Origin of the sequence: Flavobacterium sp. (assembly GCF_043756175.1) — a bacterium.
Taxonomy (GTDB): domain Bacteria; phylum Bacteroidota; class Bacteroidia; order Flavobacteriales; family Flavobacteriaceae; genus Flavobacterium.
Genome location: NZ_JAYURN010000065.1, coordinates 28,304 through 45,861, shown reverse-complemented (window position 1 = coordinate 45,861; position 17,558 = coordinate 28,304). Strand labels below are relative to the sequence as shown.

At 32.6% G+C, this 17,558-nt stretch carries 19 protein-coding genes; 4 read left to right on the top strand and 15 right to left on the bottom strand.

Annotated features, from left to right (window positions below; translation table 11 throughout):
* Positions 1 to 116: 116 nt before the first annotated feature.
* A complete protein-coding gene (locus ACH2BP_RS04440; protein WP_395057412.1) occupies positions 117 to 1,370 on the bottom strand; it encodes an ABC transporter permease in 1,254 nt (417 codons plus the stop codon).
* Between the two features lie 6 nt (positions 1,371 to 1,376).
* On the opposite strand from ACH2BP_RS04440, the gene ACH2BP_RS04435 reads away from it, so the two are divergent.
* On the top strand, positions 1,377 to 2,603 hold the full coding sequence (locus ACH2BP_RS04435) for an exo-beta-N-acetylmuramidase NamZ domain-containing protein (RefSeq protein ID WP_395057410.1): 1,227 nt from the start codon (positions 1,377 to 1,379) through the stop codon (positions 2,601 to 2,603).
* Positions 2,604 to 2,674: 71 nt separating this feature from the next.
* Here ACH2BP_RS04435 and ACH2BP_RS04430 read toward each other — a convergent pair whose 3' ends face one another.
* Positions 2,675 to 3,169 carry a YkgJ family cysteine cluster protein gene (locus ACH2BP_RS04430; protein WP_395057408.1) on the bottom strand — a complete coding sequence of 165 codons (495 nt, stop codon included), beginning with the start codon at positions 3,167 to 3,169 and terminating at the stop codon, positions 2,675 to 2,677.
* Between the two features lie 164 nt (positions 3,170 to 3,333).
* Here ACH2BP_RS04430 and ACH2BP_RS04425 point away from each other — a divergent pair, with 164 nt between their 5' ends.
* Positions 3,334 to 4,035 (top strand): class I SAM-dependent methyltransferase, encoded by a 702-nt coding sequence (locus ACH2BP_RS04425; protein WP_395057406.1) that lies wholly within the window; start codon positions 3,334 to 3,336, stop codon positions 4,033 to 4,035.
* 100 nt (positions 4,036 to 4,135) lie between these two features.
* Here the strand turns inward: ACH2BP_RS04425 and ACH2BP_RS04420 are convergent, their stop codons facing one another.
* The 12 genes from ACH2BP_RS04420 to ACH2BP_RS04365 form a co-directional block, all read right to left on the bottom strand.
* Complete coding sequence (locus ACH2BP_RS04420) at positions 4,136 to 5,293, bottom strand: aminotransferase class V-fold PLP-dependent enzyme (protein WP_395057404.1); 1,158 nt, start codon at positions 5,291 to 5,293, stop codon at positions 4,136 to 4,138.
* A 77-nt stretch (positions 5,294 to 5,370) separates the two neighbouring features.
* Positions 5,371 to 5,715, bottom strand: coding sequence for an energy transducer TonB (locus ACH2BP_RS04415; RefSeq protein ID WP_395057402.1), 345 nt, complete (start codon positions 5,713 to 5,715; stop codon positions 5,371 to 5,373).
* 312 nt (positions 5,716 to 6,027) lie between these two features.
* Positions 6,028 to 6,423 (bottom strand): energy transducer TonB, encoded by a 396-nt coding sequence (locus tag ACH2BP_RS04410; protein ID WP_395057400.1) that lies wholly within the window; start codon positions 6,421 to 6,423, stop codon positions 6,028 to 6,030.
* A 213-nt stretch (positions 6,424 to 6,636) separates the two neighbouring features.
* Positions 6,637 to 7,026 carry an energy transducer TonB gene (locus ACH2BP_RS04405; protein WP_395057398.1) on the bottom strand — a complete coding sequence of 130 codons (390 nt, stop codon included), beginning with the start codon at positions 7,024 to 7,026 and terminating at the stop codon, positions 6,637 to 6,639.
* A gap of 2 nt (positions 7,027 to 7,028) precedes the next feature.
* A complete protein-coding gene (locus tag ACH2BP_RS04400) occupies positions 7,029 to 7,661 on the bottom strand; it encodes a 7-carboxy-7-deazaguanine synthase QueE (protein WP_395057396.1) in 633 nt (210 codons plus the stop codon).
* 388 nt (positions 7,662 to 8,049) lie between these two features.
* Positions 8,050 to 9,009 (bottom strand): IS110 family transposase, encoded by a 960-nt coding sequence (locus ACH2BP_RS04395; protein ID WP_395057394.1) that lies wholly within the window; start codon positions 9,007 to 9,009, stop codon positions 8,050 to 8,052.
* 399 nt (positions 9,010 to 9,408) lie between these two features.
* Complete coding sequence (locus ACH2BP_RS04390) at positions 9,409 to 11,103, bottom strand: tetratricopeptide repeat protein (protein WP_395057392.1); 1,695 nt, start codon at positions 11,101 to 11,103, stop codon at positions 9,409 to 9,411.
* 16 nt (positions 11,104 to 11,119) lie between these two features.
* Positions 11,120 to 12,031 (bottom strand): PstS family phosphate ABC transporter substrate-binding protein, encoded by a 912-nt coding sequence (locus tag ACH2BP_RS04385; protein WP_395057390.1) that lies wholly within the window; start codon positions 12,029 to 12,031, stop codon positions 11,120 to 11,122.
* 226 nt (positions 12,032 to 12,257) lie between these two features.
* On the bottom strand, positions 12,258 to 13,070 hold the full coding sequence (locus ACH2BP_RS04380; RefSeq protein WP_395057388.1) for an energy transducer TonB: 813 nt from the start codon (positions 13,068 to 13,070) through the stop codon (positions 12,258 to 12,260).
* A 27-nt stretch (positions 13,071 to 13,097) separates the two neighbouring features.
* Positions 13,098 to 13,643, bottom strand: a complete 546-nt coding sequence (locus ACH2BP_RS04375) for an ExbD/TolR family protein (protein WP_395057386.1) — start codon at positions 13,641 to 13,643, stop codon at positions 13,098 to 13,100.
* A 19-nt stretch (positions 13,644 to 13,662) separates the two neighbouring features.
* On the bottom strand, positions 13,663 to 14,277 hold the full coding sequence (locus ACH2BP_RS04370) for an ExbD/TolR family protein (RefSeq protein WP_395057384.1): 615 nt from the start codon (positions 14,275 to 14,277) through the stop codon (positions 13,663 to 13,665).
* Between the two features lie 66 nt (positions 14,278 to 14,343).
* Positions 14,344 to 15,162, bottom strand: coding sequence for a MotA/TolQ/ExbB proton channel family protein (locus ACH2BP_RS04365; protein ID WP_395047755.1), 819 nt, complete (start codon positions 15,160 to 15,162; stop codon positions 14,344 to 14,346).
* A gap of 389 nt (positions 15,163 to 15,551) precedes the next feature.
* Between ACH2BP_RS04365 and ACH2BP_RS04360 the strand changes: the two genes are divergently transcribed.
* Positions 15,552 to 17,057 carry a helicase HerA-like domain-containing protein gene (locus tag ACH2BP_RS04360; protein WP_395057382.1) on the top strand — a complete coding sequence of 502 codons (1,506 nt, stop codon included), beginning with the start codon at positions 15,552 to 15,554 and terminating at the stop codon, positions 17,055 to 17,057.
* A gap of 79 nt (positions 17,058 to 17,136) precedes the next feature.
* Here ACH2BP_RS04360 and ACH2BP_RS04355 read toward each other — a convergent pair whose 3' ends face one another.
* On the bottom strand, positions 17,137 to 17,205 hold the full coding sequence (locus ACH2BP_RS04355; RefSeq protein WP_395057416.1) for a hypothetical protein: 69 nt from the start codon (positions 17,203 to 17,205) through the stop codon (positions 17,137 to 17,139).
* Here ACH2BP_RS04355 and ACH2BP_RS04350 point away from each other — a divergent pair.
* Complete coding sequence (locus ACH2BP_RS04350) at positions 17,180 to 17,482, top strand: cupin domain-containing protein (RefSeq protein ID WP_395057414.1); 303 nt, start codon at positions 17,180 to 17,182, stop codon at positions 17,480 to 17,482. The genes ACH2BP_RS04355 and ACH2BP_RS04350 overlap by 26 nt on opposite strands.
* Positions 17,483 to 17,558: the final 76 nt, after the last annotated feature.

The window sequence follows — 17,558 nt, the reverse complement described above, 5'->3', positions numbered from 1 at the left end:
GTGGAAAGCCCACAGTCTCGTCTTTTGGGACGAGACGAGGACTTGTAACGAATAGCCCGACCCGAAGCTTTTCGCGGAGGGACACGCCATAATTTGACAATCCCAAACCGATGCCTTTAACTAAACTTAATGGCTTTTACTGGAGATATTTTAGTTATTATATAGGAAGGTATTAGTAAAACTAGTAGACATACTGTAATTGTCCCTAAATTTAATAACAAGATTGACCATAAATTTATATTGACAGGAGCTTGGTTTACATAATAATTTTCGGGATTAAGTTTGATTATACCCGTATATTTTTGAACAAGTAATAACCCTATTCCTATTATGTTCCCCCACAACAGCCCTTTTATAATTAAATGTGCTGCATTATAAAGGAATATTTTACGAACTGCCCAGTTATTTGCACCTAATGATTTTAATATCCCAACCATTTGTGTTCTTTCGAGAACTAAAACTAACAATGCTACAACCATATTAATAGTAGAAACAACTATCATGATAACGAGTATGACTATAATATTAAAATCGAATAGTTTGAGCCACTCGAATATGTAATAGTATTTTTGAACTATGGTTTGGGTATCTAAGGTTTTTGAAGCATCGGTTTTGTTTTGTGAGTTATTATATACTTCAGCTCCTTTTTCTTCTATCTTGTCAAAATCATTTATAAATACTTCGAAAGCGCCTACTTCGGTTGGCTTCCATTTGTTGATTCGTTGTATGTGTCGAATGTCTCCTATTATATAGGTAGCGTCGAATTCCTGAAATCCTGAATTATATATTCCAACAATTTTGAATACTCGAAGGTTTGGGAGTTTGTTTTCTCCTTCTTTCATAAAGAAAGTATTGCATTTGTCACCAAGTTTTAATTGAAGTCTGTTTGCTAAATATTCCGAGATCAGTATTTCGGAGTTAAGTTCCGATTTTAAGTTTGGAATTCGGCCTTGTACTAAATACTCAGTCATATTTTCCCAACGGTATTCTTTTCCTACGCCTTTGAAAACTATTCCTTCAAAAGCTTCTTCGGTTCTAATAATCCCTGCTTTGCTCGCTACGGCCTGAATATGCTGTATTCCTTCAACAGAAGTAAATTTGGGATAAAAATCTTGATTAGTCGATATTGGAGACAAACTAACTTGAGATTGATTATCATCGAAATTTGAAATAAGTATATGTCCGTTGAAGGCAGCTACTTTTTGGCGTATTTTTTGTTGTAATCCTGTTCCAGTGGCAATAGAAACAATCATCATAATCATACCAATGGCAATTGCGGTTATTGCAATTTTTATAATTGGTGCAGATATACTACTTTTATGATCTTTAGCGTTGGTTAATCTCTTTGCTATGAAATATTCTAAATTCAAACAGTTATGATTTATAAATTGATGTCCAAAAATACAGTTTTATTCCTTTTGATGGTTGTTTTTTCTTGCGGAAGTGCTAATAAATCGAAAGCCGAAAGTCAAAAGTCGAAAGAAAACGAAATAACAATTCAAAAACCAATTTTTGGCTTGACAATATTGACTGGAGCCGATAATTATAACACCTATTTACCTTTATTGAAAGACAAAAAAATAGGAATCGTTACGAATCAAACTGGAATTTTGACTGACAAAACCCATTTGGTCGATTTTCTTATTCAAACGAAAATCAATCTGACGAAAATATTCGCTCCAGAACACGGATTTCGTGGTACTGCCGATGCTGGCGAACATGTAATTGATGGAAAAGATGCTAAAACTAGCTTGCCTATTATTTCACTTTATGGTGATAACAAAAAACCAAAACCCGAACAATTAGCAGGAATAGATATTATGGTTTTCGATTTGCAAGATGTGGGTGCAAGATTTTATACCTATATATCATCATTACATTATATTATGGAAGCTTGTGCCGAAAACAATATTCAGCTTATCATTTTAGACAGACCCAATCCTAACGGAAGTATTGTAGACGGACCAATTCTTGAAAAAGAGTTTACCAGTTTTGTAGGAATGCATCAAATCCCAACGTTGCACGGCATGACGATTGGCGAATATGGCAAAATGATAAATGGTGAAAAATGGCTCAAAAACGGAATTCAATGCAAACTCACCGTCATTCCTTGTTTGAATTACAATAGAGAAATGACATATAGCTTACCTACAAAACCATCGCCAAATTTACCAAACGACCAATCGATAAATTTATATGCAAGTTTGTGCTTTTTTGAAGGAACTAATATAAGTGTAGGTCGAGGAACTGAAAAACAATTTCAGATTTATGGTTCCCCTTATTTACCAAAAAGTGGCTTTAGCTTTACTCCTATTCCGAATTTTGGAGCAAAAGAACCAGTATATAAAAATATTGAATGTTACGGAGACGATTTATCGGCTGTTGCCAAAGTAAAAAAATTGGAAATAAAATGGCTCATTGAAGCATACCAAACTACCTCAGACAAATCGAAGTTTTTCAATTCCTTTTTCACAAAACTTGCTGGGACTAAGAAGTTACAAGAACAAATTGAAGCTGGAATATCTGAAATAGAAATTAGAAAATCTTGGGAAAACGGATTGATTGCATTTAAAAAAATGAGAGCGGAATATTTGATATATTAGTCGAATGTCATAAAGTCGAATGTCATAAAGAAGTATCAGGCTTTATGACTTTAGACTTTAAAACTTTATGACTATAATGGCATTTTCAACTTCATTTTCTCAACAATATTAAAGGCTGCAGGACAAATCGCAACGTTTTTTAGGGTTAAATCTGTAATTTGATTAAACTTCTTTCTATCAGTATGCGGGAATTCTCGACAAGCTTTTGGGCGAACATCATATATAAAACAAGAATTGTCTTGGTCTAGAAAATTGCAAGGAACGGTTTGCAAAACATAATCCTGATCTTCGTCCATTCTTAAATACTGGTCGATAAACTGTTGTGGTTTCTGGCGTAGGTGTTTCGAAATACGTTCGATATCGGCACTGGTAAAAAGCGGCCCAGTTGTTTTACAACAATTAGCACAATCTAAACAATTGGTTTTTTTAAATTCGGCATCATGCAAATCTTGCATCACATAATCTAAGTTTTTGGGCGGCTTATTTTTTAGCTTTACAAAATACTTTTTGTTTTCGATATGCTTATCTTTGGCTTCTTTAGGAAGTTGTTGTAAAATTTGTTTCATAAGGAAGTTTAAAAGTTTATGTGTTTAGAAGTTTAGTTTCAAATGCTTCAACAATTGGCGAAATTACTAAACTTTTTAAACTTCTAAACATCCTAAACTCTAAATAATAAATTTTGTCCCGATAGTTATCGGGAAACGAATGTTGAATTTTGAAAGACAAAAAAATGTTAGACCTTTTCGGAAAAGCCATACTCGATTATCAAACAAATAATTCGCCAGAAGACCTTATCACTGAAACTTCTATTTCTGATGCTGACGAAATGAGTGTTGCTTATTTGTTTCGATCTTATATCGAAATGCCAAAATTGGAACAAAAAGCCTTACAATTAGCAAAAGGAAAAGTTCTCGACGTAGGATGTGGCGCAGGAAGTCATTCGTTATCGCTACAAAACGAACGAAATCTTACGGTTACTTCAGTAGATATTTCCGAAAAAGCAATTGAAGCTTGTCAACTTCGTGGTTTAAAAAATGCTCGTGTCGCTAATATTTTGGATATTGAAAATGAAAAATATGATACCATTATTTTATTAATGAACGGAACTGGAATTTTTGGAACATTAAAAGAAACAACTAAATATTTAAAGAAGCTAAAATCTCTTTTAAATCCAAACGGTCAAATATTAATTGATTCTTCCGATATTATTTATATGTTCGATGAAGACGAAGATGGAAGTTTTCTTATTCCTGCCGATGGTTATTATGGGGAACTTACTTTTACAGTTCAATATAAAGGAGAAACCGAAGATACATTTCCTTGGTTGTATTTAGATTACAACACGCTTCAAAATGCCGCAAATGCAAATGGTTTGCAATGCGAATTAGTTATGGAAGGTGAACATTTTGATTATTTAGCGAGACTTTTTTAGGAGCTAATCCCGTCTCGTCCTAAAAGACAAGATTACAATCTTTTGCTTTTTAAAGAAAAAATCAAAAAGATTTCCACTATAATCAGGGCTATTATCAAACTTACACTTCAATCAAATTTGTAGTTTTTATAATATCTTGTAATGCAGCATACAAAATATCTAAATCTTCTTGCGAGTTATACCCATTTATAGAATATCTGATATAAACATCTCCGTTTAGTGGCATTACTGGAATTTGAATTTTGTATTTATCAAACAACAAATCTTTCAATTCTTGCGGATTATTTGTTTTTACAGGAACACTCGCCATTTGCCCGAGAAATTCAGAAGTTATAGGACAAATAGGATTTGTTCCCAGCAAATCGCAAAAACGCTGATAATTATCTAAAACGATTTGTTTGCAATCCTCAGATTTTTGTTTCCAATTATTTTTTTCTAAAAAACTTACCACGGTTGGTGTACATAAAAAAGCAGAAATATCACGAGTTCCTTGGTATTCATGATAATCTAAAAATTGACTTTCTCCAGGAATCAAACTTTCATATCCCCAACTCACTACTAGCGGTTCTAAATCGTTTTGCAATTCTTTTTTTACATATAAAAACGAACTACCTTTTGGAGCAAGCATCCATTTATGCAAAGTTCCCGTATAATAATCTGGGTTTAATTCTTGAATATTTAAATCGATATGACCTGGGATATGCGCTCCATCTACAATTGTTATTAGTCCTAATTCTTGGGCTTTATCGCAAATTTCTTTTACTGGAAAAAGTAAAGCTGTTGCACTTGACATTTGATTTATGAAAACAATTTTAGTTTTACAGGAATATCCTTTCCAAAACTCTTCTATAATTTGTCTCTTGGAGACAATTGGTAAAGAGATTTTTTGTCTTATGTATTTAGCGCCTGATTTTTTACAATAAAAATGCCAAGTTCTATCCATAGCTCCATATTCGTGATTGGTAGTTAGAATTTCATCATCTTCTTTCAAATTTAAACTACGCATAATCGTGTTAATAGCAAATGTCGGATTTGGTGTAAAATACAGATCTTGAGCATCGCAACCTACATATTTTGCTAAACTTTCTCTTGCGGTTTTTAAATATCCTAGTTGCTTTTTCTGGATAAACTGTACAGGCTCACTTTCTAATTCTAATTGAAATCGTTGAAATTCTTCGAATATTGGTTTCGGACATGCTCCAAAAGAACCATGGTTTAAAAAAGTTATTTTGTTGTCGAGTAGAAATTGTGACTTCATTGTTTATATTTTAAAACTAATGTAAATAAAAAATCCCATTCACATAGCGAATGGGATTCTAAATTATACTTTTATTATTATTTAATTGTAATAGGAAAATTATAAACTACTGGGACATTTATCCCGTTTTGGCTACCTGGAGTCCATTTTGGGCATTTTGTTAATACTCTTTTTACTTCTTTTCCTGCATTACCAACTTCTTTAATGATATTAACTTTACTAATACTACCGTCGACATCTATAACTATACTCACTTCAAGTACACCAGTTGCAACTTCTTCTTCCTCTGTTACTGGCGCTTGATAATTTTTCATCACAAACTTCATAAACTCGTTAATTCCTCCCGGAAAAACAGGTTTCGTCTGTACCGTTTCATACAGAACCGGTATTTCACTTTTTTGCCTCGTAGCTGTTTGAGACAATAATATGTTTGTACACACGGTAAAAACAAATAAAATCAAAAATTTTTTCATAACTCATTGTATTTAATCAATTAACAAACATTACCGGGGCTAGTAATTTAAGTACAATTATATAATAACATCGCTGAAGTGCAAAATAAAATCGATGAAATGCATAAAAAAAAAATTTACATATAAATATTCCTACGTAAATAGTGCAAAAAACATATTGTTATTTTCAAAAATAAAATTAACTATTTGACTTTTAGAAACATAAAAAAACTCATTCGAAATCCACGAATGAGTTTTTTTATTATGACATGTAAGATAGAATTATTGCCCTCTTATGATAATTGGTAATTGAAATGCGACTCTTACTGGTTTTCCCCCTTGTTCTCCAGGTGACCAATTTGGTGATTTAGATACTACTCTTTTTGCTTCTTCTCCAGTTCCTGACCCTAAATCATTTAGTATTTTTATTTCAGTAATTTTTCCTGAAACTTCTACAACAAAGCTAACTTTTATAGTCCCAGCTAGCCCTTCCACTTCTGGAGTATTAAAATTTTGACCAATAAATTTCATGAATTCATTATATCCCCCTGGAAATTCAGGTTTAACTTCAGCATCTTCATAACTAATTGGAAGACTTTTAGCAACACTTAATGGTGCTTGTGCAAAAATAAATTGTGTCGCAAGCATAACCATTGCTAGGAGCAGAATTTTTTTCATAATTGCGTGGTATTTTAGGTTAAATTTTAAAAAAAAAATCCAAATACAGTTTTTAAGTTATTTTCATTGGGGCGAAAATAAATTTTAACATTTTGATTATTAAAACTTTAGCAAGTGTATTGTAAATATTTTTAATAGCGAAATAAAATCGACTAAACGCATATTTTATAGACGAAATACTCGGTGTGTAGTAAAAAACTTAATACTTTATATTTATTTTAAATTTATAGCAATTGGTAAAGAATACCTTACTCTAACAGGTTTGCCATCTTGAATTCCAGGCGACCATATTGGGCAATTCTTCATTAACCTTACAGCTTCTTCTCCCGTTCCGTATCCAATATCTCTAATTACTTTTATATCTCCAACACTTCCATCTTTTTCGATAACAAATTGTACAAAAACTCGTCCTTTTAAAAAGGGAATATTTGGGTATTTGTAATGTCGCTGAACATAATTTCCGAATTCTTTGAAACCTCCTGGGAATTCTGGTTGTTTTTCTATACCAGCCGAGCTATAAATTGTTTCAATATTTGATTCTTGTGCAAATCCTCTTGCTTGAAAGGTTAATATAAGAATTAAAACAACAAAATACTTTTTCATACTTAGGGAATATTCAAATATTTGTGTGTTTGTAAGGATACTCTCCATTTTGGGTTATTCATAACATAATCGACAATTAGTGGTGTCATTTCTTCCTTTTTACTCCATTCTGGTTGGAGAAAAAGTATGGCATTTTTATTTACTTTTGTGGCTTGTTCTTCAGCAAAAATAAAATCATGCTTGTTGTAAATAATTACTTTTAACTCATGGGCAATTTCATAAGCGTCTGCTACTGGGAGTTTGTTTTTTTTTGGTGAAAGACAAAACCAATCCCAATTTCCTGTTACAGGATACGCTCCAGATGTTTCGATGTGTACTTGTAGGTTTTCTGCTTTAAGTTTTTGGGTTAAAACTTTCATGTCCCAGGTAAGTGGTTCTCCACCAGTTACGACAATAGTTTTTGCGTATTTTTTTGCATTTTCGACAATCACATCAGTCTTTGTTGGTGGATGAAGTGTTGCGTTCCAGCTTTCCTTAACATCACACCAATGGCAACCCACATCGCAACCGCCTATTCGGATAAAATAAGCTGCTGTTCCTGTATGATATCCTTCTCCTTGTATGGTATAAAATTCTTCCATAAGCGGAAGCATTTCTCCTTTTTCAACTGCAATTTGTATTTCTTTTGTGAGCATTGTATATTATATAATTTACAAAGATAGTGTTTTCGGCAATTTGTTTATTCTGTAATTTGTTTATTATTTAGGGATTTAACCCCCGAGATAAAAACAAAAATCCTAAAATAGCCCCGATTACTATGACTTAAACAAGTAAAAAAGTCATTTTTTTTCAAAAAATGCCTTTAGGTTTTTTTAGGCATAGGAAGCATCTGAATAAGAATTAAAAGGAAGGATTTTACGCCTTCCTTTTTTGCTTTGACTTATTCGTCGGCACCAAAGGTTTATTCCTGATAGGTTACTCCTCAGCAGAGCCTGTTTCCGCTTCGCCTTGGTAAAACAAAGCTATAAAAAAAGAACTATTCTATGCCGCTTTTCTGATTTCAAACATTTTGTTTTCTCTAATTCATGCACAAACACGATGTATTAATTTGTTTCTTACATTATTGACTACTAACATTTTGTTTTTCCCTTGGGCAACCTTACGATTAAAATACAGCTTTGTTTCTGGGTCATGAGCAATTGCAGATAATGCACACATATGTAATTGCTTTTTTAGTTTTTTATTTGCCATGTGATGTACTTTTGGTTTGGCTCTAATACTTTTTCCAGAAGTGTATTCAAAGGGTACAACACCAGCATAACAAGCTAATTGACGTGGGGTTGAATACTTTTCAAATCCATTTGTAAAACAAATTAAAAATAGCGTTGTTACCTTTCCAATTCCTGGAACTGACATAGCTTTTTGATATACCATATCAAGTTTTTCATCTTGTTTAATCAACTCGTCTAATTGTTTTTCTATAGCTTTTAAATCTTTTTCTAAACCTTTAATTGAGTTTGTTTGATGTTTTACAACAAGTTTGCAAACTTCCGGCTCAAAAGATTTTAATTCATTAGAATTGCGTTTTAATGTCGATTTATACATTGTGAGTTTTTCTCGAAGCATCAACAAACCTTTAATTTTTTCGACACAAAGTTTTTTGGGTATATATAAGGTTGCTTCATCCTTATTTTTCATCGCATAAAATGCAATTCTTTCAGAATCAACTTTGTCATTTTTACCTCTCTGAATACCCATACTTCGGATGATTTTCAAGGACATTTCTAACCAAATCGAAAAGTCAAAAGCCATTAAATGTTTTAAAATCAGTTTACTATACATTCCAGTATGTTCAAGACAAACTAATGTATTCTCTGAGTTACCATCAAATGTTTTTAACCACTTACAAAGTAATTTTATGCCTTTTGAATCATTAATAAACTGATTGTGAACTAAATGTTCTTTTTTGCCTTCAACAATAATTGTTGCGTCAAAATATTCTTTAGACACATCAATTCCAAGAAAATGTTTAAATTTGCTCATAGGATAAGTTTTTAAAGATTAGCAACTAAACTACTGAAACAATCGAAACCTTGATAATAGGCCATTATGCCTGAATTACTATTCTGATGCTTTTCAGTAAAAACCGACAAAGTCCTAATCGGGGGATAAGTCGTTAGCTTTGATAGCGCGCTGGTTCACTTTGTCGGTTAAGTTGTTTAATCAAATTTAAAGAAATATTCTTTGATACAAATCTAAAGGATAGATGTGAAAATCCTATTATTGCGATTATTAAGATTCTGATTTGAAACAAAATACTCATCGCAAGAATAGATTGGAACGATAGCGGGAATATAATTGACAAAAGTACCCGTAACTTTCGCTCATAAAAAAACCGTCTCGTTTTTTAGAACTAGACGGTTTTTAGTAATTTTCAATGTACTATTTAAGTGCTTTTTGAATGTTTAAACTATCAGAGTTTGTTGGCTCAATCGCTAACGCTTTTGTAATATATTCGGTAGCTTTTACTTTATCCTTTTTGTTATGCAAAGCTAAATTTTGATAAGCTTCTACAAATTTTGTTTTGTTTGCTGGCTTGTCTAATTCGATAGCTCCTTTTTCGGTTACTACTCGAATATAGTCTGCGTAGCTTTTGGCCATTTGTTCTTCTGCTAATGCATCATTCTGCAATAAACTATTTACTCTTGCTCTATATATGTATGCATCTTGGGTTGTTGGTGAAGCGATTGATACATTATCGAATGCTTTGTCAGCCTTTTTTAGAGCTACAACATCAACTTTTGCTACATCTTTGTCTGAATTATCAAAATACAATGCATATCCTAAATAAAAATTATCATATAAATAATTTTTAGAGTTTGGGTTAGATGTTGCTACTTCGTATATAGCCGCTGCATATTTGTAAAGTTTTTGTTCAAAATATTTTTTCCCAATTTCGTTTAAATCGTTTGCCATTGGCTTGTCTAAATCTACCGCTTTACGAAAATTAGATACTGCTGTTTGAAATAAAACATCATTTATTACTGGTTTTGTTTCTGGTGTTGCTGGTACTGGTGTTGAATTTTTTAGTTGTGCTAAACCTAAATACAAATAATCACGACCAATAACTTTGTTTCTTGGGTTTGTTGTGTAATCCGTTAATGCTTGTATTGCTGCGTCAGAATTTCCATTTTCGTATAAAGCATAACCTAGATAACGGAAAATTCTTGGGTTTACTTTGTCTAACTTTTTCATTGCTTCAGCTTCTTTTTCAAGAGCTTTGTAATCTTTTGCAAGGATTAAAAACTCTGCGTGACGAAATCGTGATGCTAATGAATAATCTGTTAGACTCATATATTTTTCGTAATACTCTAATGCTTTTGCAGTGTATTCTTTGTATTTTGTTTTGTCGTTAGCTCCCCATTGATAATAAGTTTCAGCTAGTTCTCGGTACACTGGCCCGTAATTTGGATTGATAGCGACAACTCCGTCGAAAGCCGATTTTGCTTCAGCAAATGCTTTTGCTCCTTTTAATAAAACACCCAATTGCATTTTTGCTTTTAGCAAAGTTGGATCTGCTTCGAATGCATTTCTATAAGCTGCATAAGCATCATTTTGATTTCTATCTCCATAATAAGCATCACCCAAAGCCATTTGTGTTTGTGCATCATTAGGATTTATAGTTTTTGCTTTTGTTAAATTAGCAATTGCTTTCTTGAAATCTGGCTTTTCAGCATTTGTAAATGCTTTACCAATATAAACAAATTGCTCTATATCTTTCTTTTTGATGTCTTTTGTAGCTTGATCAAAGTTAAATTGGGCAGCATCAACATTACCAATATTTAAATCTAATTGACCTAAACCAATATAGTTAAAGTTTGCAAATTCTTTAGCGGTTAATCCTTTTTGAAAAAACATTTTAGCAGAATCTTGCTGACTTTGTTGTAAGTAAACGTTACCCAACAAAAAAGCGATTTTTCCATTATCTGGCTTTGCTTGAATACCAGCTTTTAAAATAGATTTTGCTTTTTCATACTGCTCAGCATCGATTGCTTTTTTAGCTAATTCAACTTCCTGTGCGTAAGTAGAAAAACCTAAGGCTACTATTGCTATGCTGAAAAATTTAACTTTATTCATTTTATATTTGTGTTTATTATTTTATATTTATCTCTTTTCGAATTTTTATATTTCTGTTTGGTATCTTAGCAGGAACAAGCCCTGATTTTAAAATAATACGTTGTCCTATATCTCCTGACACGAATGAAGCAAAACCCATGCCTAAACCTGGAAATGGTTGATAATTTAACATTTTAATTTCTCGAGTAAGGGGATACAAACCGCTTGCTATATTGTCTTGACTTGGTTTTACGAAAGTTTCGGTCATTAAAGATTTAACACTTAATACTTTAATTTTACTTACCGATTCTTGCATTGCTGGTGATGGTTGTGATAACCAATTTACTCCAACAATACCTATCAATCCTTTATTTTTAGATACAAACTGAATAACTTCATTATTGGTTTGAAAAGAATATATCTTGTCTTTTGGCAAATTATTAATTTTTGCTAATTCTTTAATATAACGAACAGTACTCGAATTCGGATTATCGAAAACCATCCCTTTGAAATCGTTTTGATTTTTTCCTTGCACAAAAGTAATCACTTTTTCTAAATCGATGATTGTATCGCTGTTATTTTTGTGTGAAATAAAAGCAATAGCATCCGTACCAAGTGATGTTATTCTGGGAGTTATTTTTTTAACTCTAAAGATTTCGGCTTCATTTTCTGTTAATTCTCTAGACAAAATGGCTAATTGCTGTTTGTTTTTTGACAATAATTGTACAATTTCTAATTCAGATTTTCCAACCAAAGAAATTGATGCATTGTATTGATTTTCGAAAACTTGTTTCTGATCTTCAATTACTGGAAGCAAAGTTTCATCAACAAGAATAGTCGCTTTCCCTTTTAGGATAGTTTCCTCTTCTTGACTTTTTGTCTTTTTATCACATGAAAACACAACGATAAACAAACAACTTATTAGAACTAATAAACTAGTTTTTCTCATAATTCTGATTTTTGAAAGAAACGAATGAATCGCAAAAATGCATATACAATAACTATGACACCTAACGCTATTCTGTAACCATTAGATATGTTAAGAGGCAAACCTTTCCAGAAGATCACCGCTAAGCCGAAGGCTAGATACAAAACAAAAAACAATATTCCTATAACGAGAAGAAACCGCTCTTTGAGCGATTTCTTCTTGGCATTATTTGAGTTATCAATATGCATTATTCCGTTGTTATACTAATATTTATTGGTAATGAAAAACTAGCTCTAACTGGTTTTCCGTTTTGGATACCTGGAGTCCATTTAGGCACTTTACGAAGCACTCTAATAGCTTCCTCCTTTGTCCCGTAACCTAAATCCCTAATAACTTGAATATCTGTTAAAGTTCCGTCTTTTTCTACGACAAATTTAACAAATACTTTTCCGCTAAGGTCTCTATCTAATTTTTCTCTGATACCATCGATATCATAATTTTTTTTGATAAAACCATAAAACTTTTCCATACCACCTGGGAAACCAGGTTGCACTTCGATACCTGCAGAGTTGTAAATAGTATTGTCTACAATTTCTGCTCCTTGGTCACCATCACCCGTTGGCTGATCGATTACAATTTTTGCGTTTGGATCTCCTTTTTGATCTTTTTCAGCAATAGTTTTATCTTTAAGCTCTTCGATAGTCTTAATTTCCTCTACTACTTTCTCTTTTGCAACAACTTTAGGAGCAACAAATTTCACTTCGTCAATCTTTGGTTTTGGCGGCTCTGGAGGCGGTGGCGGTGGTTTTATAATGTCTTTTGGTTTTTCCATATCAACCAAAACCACTTTTTCGTCGAGTGTGTTTTTTGCTTCGCTTTCAGGAATCATATCTAGAAGCATAGGCAAACCTAAAGCAAAGGCAAAAACAAAGGCACCGCCTAATAATGCTTTGATAGATGTTTTAGGATTCTCTTTTCGCAACTCATAAGCACCATACTTTTTGTTACGACCTTCGAAAACTAAATCTAACCATTGTGGTTTAAATAAATCTAATTTCATTTTCTTATTTTTTTGGTTAAAAAAAACCTATTCTTTATCTAATAAAGCGACCTCCTCTTTTGTAATATCTACAATCGCATAAGTTTTCACTTTACAAATAGCCATCTCGTCAAGAATATCAACTAAATTTCTGTAAGTTGATTTTTTACTTGGTTTGATTATTACAATTAATCCTTTTTTAGGATCTCCAGTTTCAGCAATTACAGATTTAACTCTGGCTAAAATTTCTTTACGAATTCCTTCTTTACCATAAGTTACTTGTTCAGGTCCAGCTAAGGGAGTTCCAAATTGACCCAAATACCATTTCACTTTATCATTTTCTCCTAAAAGGACAGTCAATGATCTGTTGTCAGCAACAAGCACCTCATCTTGCGGCTTATCTTTATCTTGCTTATCCGGCATACCCAAATCCATAGATTGAGGTTTATTCAGCGAAGTCGTAAGCATAAAGAAAGTGATTAACAAGAAAGCCAAATCTACCATTGCAGTTAAATCTACACGTGAGTTTCCTTTTTTACTTCTTACTTTTTTATCACCTTTTCCACCGCCGTCGCCAGTATTTAATTCTGCCATCGTTGTATTTTTTTAAATATTAAAAATCGTCGCCACGTAATCCAGTCACCAAATTGAAACTGTTTATTTTCTGGTCTTGTAAAATATCCATTACTTTTTTAATTTGAGGATATTCTTGTTTTGCATCACCTTTTATAGCCACTTTAAGTTGCGTACCTGCAATTTCTAAAGTAGCCGTTCTTGCGTTGAAAATCCAATCTTTCAATTGGTTGTCTAGAGAATCTTTAGGGATTCCTGGCTGCAAGTTTTTTTGGTTTCTTTCGGCACTACTCTTAGCAATTAAACTTTTTAGCTGCGTCATTGGCACACCAAAACCGTCCATTTGCGAGAATTTTTTCATTTCTTCTGGAGTAAATGTCATACCATATTTGGTACCCATTAGCTCTAGTGTTCTTTTTCTAACATCTTTTCCTGTTACTCCAAAAAAAACTTTACCGTTACCTACTGTTAACATGGCTAAATCTTTTTCAGGCAATTTTGTTTGCACTGTAGAACTTGGCGTATCAACTGGTAATGGCTCTGGTTGCTTTGCTGTAGCGGTCAAGATAAAGAAAGTTAGCAAAAGGAAGGCTACGTCACACATTGCTGTCATGTCGATAGCGGCTGCCTTTTTTTGCGATTTTGCTTTAGCCATAATTTTATTTTTATATATAACGAAGAAAGAAGATTATTCTTCTCTCTTCATTACACTATTTTGATATTATTTTACACTTCCTTTGAAACGTCTGTAAGTATTCACGATAGTATTTGCAGCTTCGTCGATAGAATAAGTTAACGTGTCAATTTTTGAAGTAAAGTAGTTGTAAACAACGATTGCTAATGCTGAAGTTGCGATACCTGTTGCAGTATTGATAAGTGCTTCAGAAATACCATTTGCTAATTCAGCAGAATCTGCTCCACCACCACCTGCTAATCCAGCAAATGCTTTAATCATACCTGTTACAGTTCCCAAAAGACCTGCAAGAGTTCCTAAAGATACTAACGTAGAAATGATTGTTAAATTTTTCTCTAACATTGGCATTTCAAGAGAAGTAACTTCTTCAATTTCTTTGTGAATAGTTTCTGTAGCATCTTCACTGTTAAAACCTTCTGCTTTTACTGCTTGGTATTTTACCAAACCTGCTTTTATTGTATTTGCAACCGATCCTTTTTGTTTGTCGCAAGCATCGATAGCTCCGTCAATATCTCCAGAAGTAACACTTGCTTGAACTTTTGTCATAAATTTATCTAAGTTACCTTTTCCAGCAGCTTTAGATATAACCATAAATCTTTCGATTCCGAAAACAACAACCATTAATAATAATCCCATCAAAACTGGTACAATAGGACCTCCATTATAAACCATTGCACGGTAGTTTCCTGGTAATGGCGTTCCTCCTGAAATTCCTCCAGCAAAATTTGCCCCAGAACCCATCACGAATTTCCAAACTAAAATTCCAACTACAATACATGATACGATAACTATTCCTGAGAACACATCTCCTCCATTTGAACTACTTTCTTTTTTAACGTTTGCCATTTTCTTAAAATTTAAATTTTCTTAATTGATTATAATTTCTTTTTAATTATTAAATAGTGAACGCAAATTTAATTTTTTAGTTCTAATAAAAAAACTTTTTTCAAACTTTATAACCATTTATAACAATAATAATATAATGAAAATATTTAAAAAAAAACATTAAACACAAAATACATTCAAAAACAAACTGATTACTAACTATTTAATACAAAAACCTCTTGTTTTGTATGATAATCACAAAATCCGCAGAAAAAGTATATATTATAGACAATTTACAGAAAAAGCCGATACTTTAAATACAATACCAAAAACTAAGCCATATTTAAAGAAAAAAATAAGAGTTTTATTAAATGAAAAATTAATAACTTGCAAATCTATAATTATATATAATGAGCACAATAGAAAAATTTAAAACCCAAATAACCCAAGGTTACACTTGTAAAGGCGAAAGTATTATTCTTGGCGGGGCCATGCTAGACGGCGAAGCTTTAGATCTGCATGTCACAATTCCATTAAAAACCTTAAACCGTCACGGATTAATAGCTGGTGCTACAGGAACTGGAAAGACAAAAACTATTCAGGTTTTATCTGAACAGTTATCTCAAAAAGGAATTCCAGTGTTAATGATGGACATAAAAGGTGATTTTTCGGGTGTGGCGAAAGCGGGCGAAGAAAAACCATTTATCACCGAAAGACATACTAAAATAAATATTCCTTTCTCACCAAAAGCATTTTCGGTCGAGCTATTATCCCTTTCGGAACAAGATGGCGTTCGTTTGCGTGCTACTGTTTCGGAATTTGGTCCTGTTTTGTTTTCTAGAATTTTAGATTTAAATGATACGCAATCTGGTGTAATATCGGTAATATTTAAATATTGTGATGACAAAAAAATGCCTCTTTTAGATCTGAAAGACATTAAAAAAGTCATGAATTATATTACCGAAGAAGGAAAAGACGAAATCTCCGAAGAATATGGTAAAATTTCGACTTCGACAACGGGAACTATTTTAAGAAAAATTATCGAACTCGAACAGCAAGGCGCTACTACTTTCTTTGGTGAAAAATCTTTCGAAATAGATGATTTGATGCGCATTGACGAAAATGGTCAAGGTTATATAAATATTGTTCGATTGACTGATATTCAAGACAAACCCAAATTATTTTCGACATTTATGTTGAATCTTTTGGCAGAAATATACCAACAAATGCCTGAAAAAGGCGATTTAGATCAGCCCGAATTAGTCATTTTTATAGATGAAGCCCATCTTATATTTAATGAAGCAAGCAAAACTTTGCTAGACCAGATAGAAACTATCATCAAACTAATTCGATCTAAAGGAGTTGGCGTTTATTTTATAACCCAAAATCCCATGGATATTCCCAAAGGCGTTTTGGCACAATTGGGATTAAAAATTCAACATGCTTTAAGAGCATTTACTGCTAATGACAGGCAAGCAATAAACCAAACTGCCGATAATTATCCGACTTCCGACTTTTATAAGACCGAAGAATTATTAACTTCGTTAGGAATTGGAGAAGCATTGGTAACAGCACTTAACGAAAAAGGAATTCCTACGCCGTTAGCCGCAACTATGATGCGTGCTCCAGAAAGTAGAATGGATATTTTGACCGAAGATGAAATTGCTACAATAAATTCGAAGTCAAAATTAGTAGCAAAATATGCCGAAGAGATTGATCGTGAAAGTGCTTACGAGATTCTGACTAAAAAAATTGAAGACATCTCGGAAGAAGTTGCAGAAAAAGAAGAAGAAAAACGAGAAAGTAAAGAGCCTGGAATGGGAGAAGTTGTTGGAAAATCAGTTTTGAAGGTTGTTACGAGTGCAAGTTTTATTCGTGGTGCTTTTAGCGTTTTAATGAAGGTGTTGAGAAAATAAATTAAGATTAAATCTCTCCTAATTAAATTAGATGTTCTTCTAACTCACAATAACAAAAAATAATGAAAAAATATACAATTCAAAAATCCCCTTTTGTAGTCCCTACAACTGACGGAAAATTCATTGAAGAACACCATGGAAAAGCCACAACTGGTAATTCTGAAATTTCAATCGCACATATGATTGCACCTTCTGGCTGGAGTGAACCTTTTCAAACACCGGAATTTGATGAATATACTTATATAATTTCAGGCAAAAAACAATTTATTATTGAAGATGAAATTGTAATCCTAGAAGCTGGACAATCTATAAAAATAGAAAAAAACACACGAGTTCAATATTCGAACCCTTTTGATGAAATTTGCGAATATATTGCAATTTGCACTCCTGCTTTCGATTTTACGAAAGTGCATCGAGAAGAATAATTTCAATATCAAGAATCAATAGCAGTGTCAAAAATTAAATTTAAAAATTGAAATTGTTATTGATTTTTTATTTTTG